Origin of the sequence: uncultured Methanobrevibacter sp., from assembly GCF_947169325.1 — an archaeon.
GTDB lineage: Archaea > Methanobacteriota > Methanobacteria > Methanobacteriales > Methanobacteriaceae > Methanocatella.
Genome location: NZ_CAMVPN010000074.1, coordinates 1 through 13,012, shown reverse-complemented (window position 1 = coordinate 13,012; position 13,012 = coordinate 1). Strand labels below are relative to the sequence as shown.

Genomic DNA, 13,012 nt, shown 5'->3' with positions numbered 1-13,012 from the left:
CTAATAAAACCAATGTTACTAAAAAGCATAGAAATATAACTCATCCAAAGAATAATACAACTAACCATACAAAACATAGGTATCATAAGGTACATGATAAGAATGCTACAGGTAATCCGTTGTTTGCTTTGAAATTAGTATTAATCAGTTTAGGAGTTATTACTTTTAAACGCAGAAAACATTAGTTATGTAATTGATTTTACATAACATTTTTTTCTTTTTTTTTAAAAAATTTTTCAAAAAACCCTATTTTCAATTAGATTTAAATATTGATTATGATATATTTAAACATATTATAGACATTTTTATATTGAGAGAGGAGGAAATTGTTTTGAAAATGAAAAATAGGATAATAGTTATATGCTTAATATTTTTCATGATCATTAGCATTTCTGCCGTTTCGGCGGAAAACAATAATTCAGATATCATATCAATAAATAACAATGATGATAATGCAATAAGCATTAATAACTTAAGTAATGAAGAAATATTATCAGCAAATACGGGGAGTTTTGCTGATTTAAATACAAAAATCAACGGAGGATCTTCCACATCAATAGAGCTGGATATGGATTATGAATATTCAAGTTCAGATACTATTAAGGACGGTATCGTAATCAATAGGGATAATTTGACTATTGACGGTAAGGGTCATAAAATTGATGCGAAAGGCCAGTCTCGGATATTTTATGTAAACTCCACAACAGTTTATCTTAAAAACATTAAGTTGGTAAATGGTAATGCCGACAATGGTGGTGCCTTTTATGGTAATGGTGATAATTTAAGGGTAATCAACTGTACTTTTGAGAATAACAAGGCTTCAAGTTCAGGAGGGGCAATTTATTCATTCCCAACAAGTCTAGCTGTTTTTATGAATTCAGTATTCAAAAATAATGTTGCAACCTGGGGAGGAGCCATTACAACGGAATATGGTTACAGACAGTACGTAATCAATTGTACCTTTGATTCCAATAATGCTAAAAATTATGGTGGAGCGGTTTTCATATATGGAAAACAGGCAACTACAGAAAGGCCATTCAGCGATGAAGTAAATATTAGGGGAAGCACTTTCATAAACAACAAGGCAGAAACAGGTGATGCAATATCAAATTTCATTTCCGCAAAAATAAACATTACTGATTCTGTTCTTTTGGGTAATGTATCCAATCTTATTGACAACGACGTTTACTTTGCTTTTGCAAACAATAACTGGTTTGGAAATACTTATGATAACAGGGCAGTCCGCCCAAATATTCCAAAATCTGTTGAAATGAATAATTGGTTATATTTGGATCTTGTTCCTGATTTGGGAACTTCAAATGCTGTTGTTTCAATCAACAATTTATTCGATTCAAACACTGGTGAAACCAGCACTTACACAACATCCAATTTACCTTCAATTGCCGTTAATGTAAATGCAGATAATTCAGTAATTGATATTGATAAGGTTATATTGGACCATTCAGGTGAAGGTAAATTTAATTTTACTTTCTTAAACGATACAATATTTACTGCCAGCTATCAAAATAGTGCTGTTTCCAAAAAGGTAAAAGGTGGAAGTTTTGCTGAATTGCAGGCTTTAATTAATGCGGCTAATGATGGTGATGTAATAACCCTTGATAAGGATTATGTCTACATTAAAAACTTGGATAAAATGTCTCAAGGCATACAGATACTGGACAAACATCATTTAATTATTGACGGTAATGGCCATACTGTTAATGCTGATGGAATGACAAGGGTTTTTGCAGTGGATAAGGAATCCAATGACATTACTTTCAAAAATATCAATATTGCAAACGGTTATTTATATTCCGAAGAGGGGGGAGCTGGTATGCATCTCGCATCCGATAACAGCCAATTGGTTAACTGTACTTTTACAAACAATGTGGCTAACACCCTTAGTGGAGGTGCTGCTCTGGCTGTCCATGCTTCTCATTTCACTATAAGCGGCTGCAGATTCGTTGATAACACTCAATTATACACTTCTGCTGGTGCCCTATTTTTAAGAGGTAATGATTTGACCGTCAGGGATACTTTGTTTGAAAATAACTATGCTATCGGTTTTGCCGGTGCTTTGGAATCATATGATGATTGTGATATAATCAATTGTACATTTAGGAATAATAGTGCTAATTATGCAGGTGCTACCTTTAACTATGCTCATGCTAATTTTATAGATTGTACATTCACTGGCAATCGTGCATTAAAAGACAATGATCCTGATGGATATGTTAGTGGTGCGGCTGGTGCAATATATGCAATGAATACTACTATTAGTAATTGTGTATTCACATATAATGATGCCAGTATGGGTGCTGCCATATTCATAGCCAATAATGGTACAGATATTGACAGATGCATATTCATTAACAATACTGGTGGTTATAATGGGGTCATATGTTCCTATGCTAAAATTGCCAAGGTAAGTAATTCAGTATTCCTGAATAATAATGCAGGATACTATGAAATCTCATGTTTGGCTGAAGGTATTGTTGCTGACTACAACTGGTTTGGAAACATTTGGTATAAAGACAGATGGAATCAATACGACACTGTTCCACCAGTTTCAAATTATGCAAAGATGAACAACTGGCTGTTCCTAAATGTAACAGATTTCAATTTTGATGATAAAGGCAAACTTGAAACAACATTCACATTCTTCGAATATGACAACAGAACAAAAACAATAATCCAATACGATATTGACGATCTGCCTGAAATCATATTGCAATTATCCTCACAAAATTTAACTCTCAACAAAAATGTCTCAAAAATAGGGGAAACAATTCAAGGTAGCGCCACCTATCATAAAGGAGCATTGTATGCGGAATATGAGAATGTGAAATATGAAGTGCCGTTCATACACAGAATCGAATCAAAAATTATAGTCAATTCAACAATTAATGTATTTGTGGATTCACAAGCATATGTGAATTATGAGCTCATACCATTTGAATATGATGCACTGCCGTTTTTAGAGTCAAATAAAAGGTTAACAATTACAAGTAATGATACAAGCATCGCAAAAATTGTCTCTAAACCTGGAGGGATATATGTTTCCGGTGTTAAGGTAGGTCTTGCATTGCTTAGCATAAAATTCAATGGTCTAAATGTAATTGGTGAAGACAAATACACTCCTGCAAATGCAACAGTATTGGTAAATGTAACCCGCATTCCAACCCATATCGGATTTATATTTGATCCTGAGGATATGGGAATTGGTGAATCAGGCAATCTTTATGTTTCAGCATACGATTATAAAAACAAATCAGTTTATGGATCTGGATTAACTTATACAAATAACAATGAAAGTGTCTTAAGATTGGCGGGAAATTCCTTCAGAACTCTCAGTGAAGGTTTGGCAAATGTCACCGTTAGCTTTGCTGGAAATTATAAATATGAGCCATGCAGTTTGGACGTAACATTTAACGTTGCCAAAAGGACTCCTACAATAACAGTTGATACAGAGGAACTTGAATTGTACATTGGTCAGGAGTATTATTTGGGTCTCAGTGTAAAAGAGATATCAGGAGCATTTTTAAATTGCAGCAGTAATGATACAAGCGTGGCTGTTTTCACTGACAATAATGCAGTTCATGCAGTTGGCAGAGGCATAGCTAACCTGACAATTCGATATGATGGAAATGAAAAATATAAAGCAGCAGAAAAACATGTAATTCTTACTGTAATTGATTTTGAAACTCATATTGAAGTAGACAGTGAAAAAGAGATGAACATTACCGACACTGCACTCATTCGTCATGTTCTGAAAAATTCAAAGAACGAAACAATATCAGTTCCTATAGCTCAGGGAGACCAATTCACAACAACTTATATAAGTAATGACACTTCAGTCGTAACAGTTGATGAAAGTGGTTATATTCGTGCGGTTGGCGTTGGCGTAGCTAATGTGACTATTCGATTTAACGGATATGTTCAGTTCCAGCCTTCATCCGCTAATATGATTGTCAGGGTGTCAATACCTAAAAACGACATTATAGTAAGTCCGGAAATTGATTTGCATGTTGGAGAAAAGTTATATCTGAATGCTAGTTTGGAGCATAGGCCATTTGATTTCAAAGCTACTGACTTTAAATATGAAGTCAATGACACTGATGTTGTTCGCATATCTCAATATGGTTCTTTAACCGGATTTTCAGAAGGAACCGCAAAAATTACAATAAGATACAACGCTTCAAGCAGATACACTCCAAGCAATGCAACAGTCATTGTAAAGGTGGTTAAGGGAACTACAAAAATAACATCTCCACAATCCATTTCATTACTTGTGGATGAAACCCTAAACCTCAATGCAAATCTAACTTCCCTATGGGAAAACAAGAACATCACAGGTCTGAAATATGAAAGCAGCGATAATAAGGTTGCTAAAGTTGATAAGTACGGACTCATCACTGCAGTCGGTGTCGGTCAGGCCAACATCTCCGTAAAATATGACGGATCAAACAAATATTATGGGGATTCAACCAATGTCCTTGTCACTGTAGATTATGTTCCGACTGAAATAAACGTTGGAAAAACATTTATATTGTTCATTGACCAAAGTGAAAACCTCAATGCAATTCTCAATCCTGCAGATATTGGAAGTTTGATTTATGAAAGCAGCAATGAAAACATTGTTAAAGTTGATGACAAAGGCATAATTACCGGTGTTGGTGTAGGTCAGGCAAACGTTACTGTATTATTCAATGGAACCAAAAAATATGCTAATTCAACCCAAACAGTGCTGGTTACAATTTATCCTTTGGATATTCCTACAAGCATTTCAGTAAATGGAACAATTGTATTGGATGTTTATGATTCAATTGATATGGGTGCTGTTTTAACCCCTTCCAATGCTGGAGATTTAACTTATGAAAGCAGTGATGAAAGCATTGCCAAAGTCGACAGTAACGGTATTGTTACCGGTGTCGGTGTCGGTGAAGCAAAAATCACTGTCAGGTTTATGGGTGATGATGGAAGATTTTTACCAAGCAATGCAACAACACTTGTTAAAGTAAATAAGGTCGCTACCGAAATAACTGCCAAGGATACAATTTCATTATTCATTGATGAAACCGAAGGCATAGGTGCTATTTTAAATCCTGCCAATGCAGTCAATCTGACTTATGCAAGCAGTAATTCTTCAATTGTCAGTGTTGATGCTAATGGTATGGTAACTGGTGTTGGTATTGGTGAAGCCATTATTACAGTAAGCTATGTTGGTGATTCAAATCATATTTCAAGTTCCAAAAACATAACTGTTACAGTTGATAGGATTTCAACAAAAATCGATGTTGCTAACACATTCGCTCTCATTATTGGTGAAACTGGAAATCTCAATGCGGTACTGAGCCCATCTGATGCTGGAAATTTAACATATGAATGCAATGATTCATCTGTTGTCAGTGTTGGTGCTGATGGTACTGTTAATGCTTTGAAAATTGGAAACGCTAATGTTACTGTAAGCTTTAAAGGAACAAACAAATACGCTACTTCAACCAAAACAATATTGGTTTCAGTCTATTCATCAAATATCCCAACAAGCATATCAGTAAATGAAACTATCGAATTGAGCCTTCATAATTCAACTGAAATCGGAGCAGCTTTAACTCCTTCCAATGCAGGTAATTTAACCTACCTTAGCAGTAATGAGAACATTGTCAAAGTTGATGCCAATGGTGTCGTTAGTGCTGTTGGTGTTGGTGAAGCTAATGTTACTGTCAGGTTCGCAGGCATTGATGGCAAATTTTTAGCAAGTAACGCAACAGTGCTTGTCAAAGTAAATAAGATAGGCACTGAAATAACCTCAAAAGATTCAATTTCATTGATTATTGATGAAACAGAAAGTATTGATGCCATTTTAAATCCTGCTAATGCAGGTAATTTGAATTATGTAAGCAGTGATGAAACTATTGTTAAAGTGGACAGTAAAGGTGTTGTCACTGCCGTTGGTTCTGGTAATGCCAATATTACAGTCAGTTATGTGGGCAGTAATGATTACATTCCATGTTCTAAAAACATAACCGTGACAGTTAATAAGATTTCAACAGAAATCGATGTTGGAAAAACATTCATATTGGTTATTGGAGGCACCGTAAATGTTGGTGCAGCTTTAACTCCAATCGAAGCTGGAAATTTAACATACACAAGTTGCAATGAAAGCATTGTTAAAGTGGACAGTAAAGGTGTGATAACTGCTGTCGGTTCCGGTGAAGCCACAGTTAACGTAAGATTCAATGGAACAAACAAATACGCTCAATCAAGTGAAAACGTAACAATAATTGTAAAATCTGTTGAAATTCCTACAAGCATATCTGTAAACAATAAGTTTGATTTGTATGTTGGTGATAAGATAGACATTAATACTGTTTTAGATCCTGCTAATGCAGGAAGTTTGACTTATGTGAGCAGTAATGAAAGCATTGTTAAAGTTGATGAAAATGGGTTAATTGCTGCTGTTGGCGTAGGCGTGGCAAATGTCACCATCAAATTTGATGGCGTTAAAGATAAGTTTGCACCGTCACAGGCTGTAACAGCCATCAAGGTTTCCGCTATTCCAACAAATATTACTGCAGAAAGTCCGATTACATTGAACCTAACTGAAAATTCAACAATCAAATATGATTTCAGCCATTCTGAAGCTGGAAATGTCGAATTCATAATTGAAAATCCAAACATTGTCAGCATTAATAATGGAGTGATAACCGCAAATGGTGTCGGAAAAACTAATGTGACAATAGTGTTTAATGGAAATGCAAACTACACTTCCTCCAAAGCAGTGGTTTTAGTCAATGTCGTTGATGTTGCAACTACCATCGATGCTTCAGATGTAACTGTAAATGTAACTGAAAATGCACAAATAAATGCCAAATTAACTCCTGGCGTTGGAAAATTATCATATGAGAGCAGCAATTCTTCAATTGTTAGTGTTGACGCCAATGGTGTTGTAACAGGTGTAGGTGTTGGTGTGGCAAACATTACCATTAAATTCGCCGCTATCGGTAAGTATCAGGCTTCAACCAAGACAATTACAGTTAATGTCGTTGATGTTGCAACCACCATTGATGCGTTTGATGTCAGTGTTAATGTCACACAACGCGCTTCAATCGTCGCTAAATTAACTCCTAATGTTGGTAAATTATCATATGAGAGCAGCAATTCTTCAATTGTTAGTGTTGATGCTAACGGTATGGTAACTGGTGTTGGTGTTGGTGTGGCTAATGTAACAATTAGATTTGCAGGCATAGGTAAGTATCAGGCTTCAACCAAGACAATTACAGTTAATGTCGTTGATGTTGCAACCACCATTGATGCGTCTGATGTCAGTGTAAATGTCACAGAACGTGCTAATATTAATGCTATATTGACACCTAATGTTGGTAAATTATCTTATATTAGCAGTAATTCTTCAATTGTCACTGTTGACAGTTATGGAGGAATTAAAGGTATTTTAATTGGAGAAGCAGATATATTTATTAAATTTGAAGCCACAGGCAAGTATCGCGCAGCGAATAAGACTGTGCATGTTAAAGTCACAGGAGTTCCAACAAAAATTGACGTAAATAATACAATCTCTCTATTCGTAGATGACGATGCAAATCTTGGAGCTGTTTTAACTCCAAAAACTTTAGATAAATTATCATACTCAACTAATGACTCTTCAATTGTCAGTGTTGATGAAAATGGCAATATCAAAGCCATTAAAGAAGGCACTGCCATGATTACTGTAAGTTATTCAGGTAACAGCAAATATTTACCATCAAACAATACAGTAACAGTAAAAGTATCACGAATTCCAACAAATATTACAATTGAAACTTTTGATTTGGAATTGGGTGAAGGAAGATCCATAAAAGCTATTTTAAATCCAATCCGCAATAGTAAAGGTTTAATTTTCAGTTGCAATGATTCAAGCATTGTTGAACTTGATGAAAGCGGATTCATCTCCGCATTAACCAGCGGAAAAGTATTGGTTACAGTTAAATTCCCTGGAAATGACAAATATCTTCCGTCAAATGCATCATTCACAATCACTGTTGATGCAAGAGTAACTACAATAGATGTTGAAAAGGACATTGAAATAGGATTTAATGAAACCAAGGAATTGAATGCTCGTGTTCTTTCAAAATACTATGAAACTGGGTTCCCGGCAACATATGAAAGCAGCAATCCTGACATTGTAAGCGTAGATGAAAATGGAAAAATAACAGGAAATAAAATAGGAAATGCCACAATAACTGTTAAGTTTGCTGGAGCAAACTCATTCTATCCGTCAAATGCAACTGTCAATGTCGTTGTAACAACAAGAACAACTCATGTTAATGTGGCCAAGAGCGAAATTTCATTGCATGTTGACGACCAGTCTAAAATTGAGGCTTCCATACTTGATGGTCCTAATGGTGCAAAATTAACTTACATGAGCAGCGATATCAGAGTTGTCAGTGTAGATTCAACAGGCAAAATAACTGCAAACAATGAAGGTACTGCCATAATAACTGTAACTTATGCAGGTGATGATGAATATCATTCATCTTTCGCCAAAGTAAACGTCACAGTTACAAAATTGGCGACAAAAATCGTTTCAGACAACACATTTGAAACCATGGTATTCGAAACAATTGATCTGCATGCCGTACTGACTCCAAGTGAAGGACTATTGACCTACACATCCAGTGACAATGAAATCGCAAGCGTTGATTCTTCCGGAAAACTGACAGCTAAAACCACAGGAAATGTAGTGGTGACAATCAAGTTTGCAGGAGACAGAAAATATCTTGCTTCACAAAAACAGGTCATAGTATCCATTTCAAAAGTTCCTACCTCCATTAATGCAACAGACATTACAATATATTCAGGTGAAGAATTCAAATTGCAGAATATTGTTACTCCATCAGGAGCGCCTTCAACCAGCAAATACCTGAAATTTGACAGCGGTGATCTTGAAGTATTTGATGTTGATGCAAATGGTCTCATTACCACTTATCAGGAAGGCATTGCAGATTTATACATAGAATTTAAAGGAAATGATGCATATCTTCCTTCAAACGCTACAATAATTGTCAATGTTATCAAAAGGACACTCACAAGTGATGAATGCACATTCACTGTGGATGTTTCAGACGATGCCGGTGAAGCCACATTCACCCTTAATGTTCCTGAAGACGCTACAGGCAATTTCATCGTAACTGTCGATGGAGAGCCTTTCGGGGATGAGGACAACATTATTGATGGTGTAGGTGTTGTAAATGTTGACGGACTGGCTCCGGGCAACCACAAGGTCACTATGAGATACACTGGTGATGAGAAGTATTTCAGCGTAAACAATCAGACCACAATCCACATTTACAGAATCAAAATAGACAAGAACAAGGATGTTTCAGTAGTATACTCCGAAAGGGCAGTTTATAAGGTTCATCTCACAAGCGATACCCAGGCTATGGAAAACAAGACTGTAACATTCAAGATAAACGGCAAGACATACTATGGAATAACCGACATGTACGGTTATGCATCCGTTAAATTGCCTAAATTGCCTATTAAGACATACACAATAACTGCATCCTACAAAGGAATAAAAGTGACCAATAAGATTGTTTCAAAACACATTGTGGTGGCTAAAAACATAAATGCCAAAAAGACAAAAGCCCTTAAGGTCAAAGTGACCTTGAACAAGGTTAATAAGAAATATCTTGCAAAGAAAAAGGTTACCTTAAAATTCAAAGGCAGAACATACACTGCAAAAACCAACAGCAAAGGTGTAGTCACATTCACCATTTCAAAAGGCGTTTTGGCAGGTCTTAAGGTAGGCAAATCCTACACATACAAGGTTACCTACTCCAAGGATACAGTATCCAAGAAAATTAAAATTGTTAAATAGGGATTAATTTTTTCTCTATTCTCCTTTTTTTATTTTAATTGAAATCTGTCAAAAGTTTTAATTAACTTGAAATCAAATTACTTATTATGTCAAATTCAGTATTTGTGCCTGGCCACATTACAGGTTTTTTCACGATTGAAAACCATGAAATCAAACTCAAGAATGGTTCATGCGGTGCAGGTTTTTTGCTTTCTAGTGGCGTTAAAACAACAATATCATCGTCCGAAAGCTTAAAGGTCAATGTCAACCAGGGCGATTCAACAATCATCGATGAAGTCCTAAGCATTTTGGACATTGACACTCATTTTAAAATCACACAGGACATACAGCTTCCGATAGGTGCAGGCTTTGGAACATCAGCCGCTTCAGCATTAAGCTTAACCCTAGCCATTAATGAATTTTTGGATTTGGGATATTCCCGAGAGCTGTGCGGTCAGATTGCCCATATGACAGAAGTCAATCTCTCAGGAGGGTTGGGTGATGTGATAGCTCAAACCGGAAGAGGTTTGGTTTTAAGGACAAAGCCCGGAGCTCCTGGAATCGGTGAGATAAAGTCATTTGACTCAAATGAGGTTTATATTGCATGGAAAACATTCGGCGGCATTGAAACTTCATCAATAATACGTGACCCTCACCACAAGAAGGTAATCTCACAATCCGGTTTGAAATACCTGGAACTGTTTGAAGCAGAGCCTACAATTGAGAACTTTCTGACATTTTCAAACAGGTTTTCGCATGAGACAAAACTAATGTCAGATGAAGTGAAAGATACTATTGATTATTTTAATTCTTCGCACAATATTCTTGGTAGTTCGATGGCAATGTTAGGAAATACTGCATTTGCTTTTGCATATGATGAAGATGCACTCAAAAGTCTCGACATCGAAGACTTGCATATAGATAAACTCAACAACATTGGGATAATTTATGATAAAACTTAGCTATGACATTGAAAAATATAGGGAAGATCTGCTGAATTTGGTCGAAACGGATGATACAGTAATAGAACTGGGATGTCATGTCGGCGGAACAACCAAACTGATATCAGATAAGTGCAGGGTAGTTGCCGTTGACAATTCTCCAGAAGCGGTCGATATAATGAATAATATGGATTCAGTTGAGTTTGTTTCAGGTGACGTTAGAAGCCATGATGTTATTGCAGAAGTCTTTGAAAAGATTCAATCATGCGACGTGCTGGCTATTGATTTGGGTGGAGGATATCATCCGGATACTGTTTTTAAAGTCTTTTACATTTGGTCAAGCACATTCAAACCAAAGCATACAGTTATCAGAAACCGTGGAGTTTTGGAATTTGCAAATTCCGTCAGTGTCAGCGATGAGGATATCTCAACAACTGTGGGTTATCTTGAAACTTATCATGACTCAGGCATTCCTCCACTGATTAAGGAATTTGATTTCTGGACACCATCACTGAAAAAATAGTTTGTTTCGTTACTAACTATATGTTGGTTAGAGATTCTTTAAAAATTTACTGATTTGTATATATCAAAATTTGAAATACCTATTTATATAATATTTTTTTTAAACAATATTATACAGAAAATATTTTTCATATTTAAGGAGGGAAAAATTATGAACTATAAGAAAATTTCATTTGTTTTGTTAGTCTTTCTAACGCTGTTGGTGACGATGAGCGCAATCTCTGCGGAAAATGTAACTGAAAATACTAATATTGATAGTAATCTGGATGAATCCCAAATTTCTCCTGAAATTACAAGCAATATCGAAAATACTCAAACAATCTCTAATTCTGATGCAACCAAATCACCGAACGTTGTAAAAAAAATTAAAACAAAAGTTGAAGCTCCACAAGTCGCTTCAAAACACAAAAAATCCACTTATTTCAAAATAAAAGTCGAAGACAGATACGATGATGATATTCCAATCAAAAACACGAAACTCAAACTGAAAGTATTCACAGGATCAAAATATAAGACTTACACTGTGAAAACAAATGCCTATGGTGTAGCTAAATTCAACACAAAAGTATTAAGCAAAGGAACCCATAAAGTAATTATAAGTTCAGATAACGAAAAATATGAAATATCTAAACAGTCAAAAATATTCATTGGCAAGGAATATTCAAAAATATTGAAGGCCAATTCAAAAAAGGTGCTAAACAAAAAAGACACTGTAAAAGTTAAAATAAAAAACGATGAAGATGAAAAAGAGGCAAAAGTTGTTTTTGTTAAAAAGCCTAAAAACACAATAATAACAAAAGCTAAATTCTATCTCAAGAATAAATTCACAGGAAAAACAATTGTTCTAACTGATTTATGCGAATTTGATGATGGAAAATGGGAAATGCCCGATAAGGACTATTCCTACAGATACTCTTTGGTAAAAGTTCAAGTATTTTATATAAAAATTTAAGATAGGAAAAACTATTTTCTTATTTTTTATTTTTTTTGGAGAAATTATGACGAATAATATTGATCCGGAATTTGTAAAGAAAGATAAGATTGTACAACATACCGTAAACGGTATTTCTCGTTTTTTAATTTTATGGATAATTAAAAATTCAGGTCCGATTCATGGATATAGCATAATGAAAGAATTGGACACTTTTTTTGAAATCCTCATCGAATCAGGCACTTTGAAAAAATCAATTCCAAGTAAAATCTATCCAATATTGAAAAATATGGAAGAAAATGAATTGATTCACTGTGATATTAAGATTCAGGACAACAAACAGGTTAAGTTTTATACTATTACTGATAAAGGAGAATTCCTTTTAGAGTATATTAAAAACAGTTATATCAACATTAGAAAAAGCAATCATGGCTCCCAGTTTTTCAATGATTTTTTAAATGTTGAATGATTTTTTAGACAAAGTTCCATTTTTGATTTCAGTAAGTGGAAAGTGGAAGAATGTTAAAGTGATGAAATGATGAACTGATTCAGGGATTCTTCCTTTGATGGGGGAATTTGATTTCTGGACTTTTCACTTAAAAAATAGTTAATTTTATATACTATGTTTCTCTTAGGACAATTTTACAGGGTCAAATCAATTTTTAAGGGTAAAAATTTAGTAATATTTAAATAAGGGATAGGACAAAATAGTATCTAAGATAAAATGGTGCTTTAAAGTAATTAATCTTGCAAATCTAT

At 34.9% G+C, this 13,012-nt stretch carries 6 protein-coding genes; all 6 read left to right on the top strand.

The window, feature by feature from the left end; all coding sequences use genetic code 11:
• A partial coding sequence (locus Q0W26_RS09515; protein ID WP_298524443.1) for a hypothetical protein occupies positions 1–185 on the top strand: 185 nt, incomplete at its 5' end.
• 191 nt (positions 186–376) lie between these two features.
• The gene (locus Q0W26_RS09510; RefSeq protein WP_298524440.1) at positions 377–9,880 is read left to right on the top strand and encodes an Ig-like domain-containing protein; all 9,504 of its coding nucleotides are present in this window, start codon (positions 377–379) and stop codon (positions 9,878–9,880) included.
• Positions 9,881–9,966: 86 nt separating this feature from the next.
• A complete protein-coding gene (locus Q0W26_RS09505; RefSeq protein WP_298524437.1) occupies positions 9,967–10,821 on the top strand; it encodes a pantoate kinase in 855 nt (284 codons plus the stop codon).
• Positions 10,808–11,323 (top strand): SAM-dependent methyltransferase, encoded by a 516-nt coding sequence (locus Q0W26_RS09500; RefSeq protein WP_298524434.1) that lies wholly within the window; start codon positions 10,808–10,810, stop codon positions 11,321–11,323. The genes Q0W26_RS09505 and Q0W26_RS09500 overlap by 14 nt, the downstream gene beginning before the upstream one ends.
• 150 nt (positions 11,324–11,473) lie before the next feature.
• A complete protein-coding gene (locus Q0W26_RS09495; protein ID WP_298524432.1) occupies positions 11,474–12,274 on the top strand; it encodes a hypothetical protein in 801 nt (266 codons plus the stop codon).
• A 46-nt stretch (positions 12,275–12,320) separates the two neighbouring features.
• The gene (locus Q0W26_RS09490) at positions 12,321–12,722 is read left to right on the top strand and encodes a PadR family transcriptional regulator (RefSeq protein WP_298524429.1); all 402 of its coding nucleotides are present in this window, start codon (positions 12,321–12,323) and stop codon (positions 12,720–12,722) included.
• The last annotated feature ends 290 nt before the right edge of the window (positions 12,723–13,012 follow it).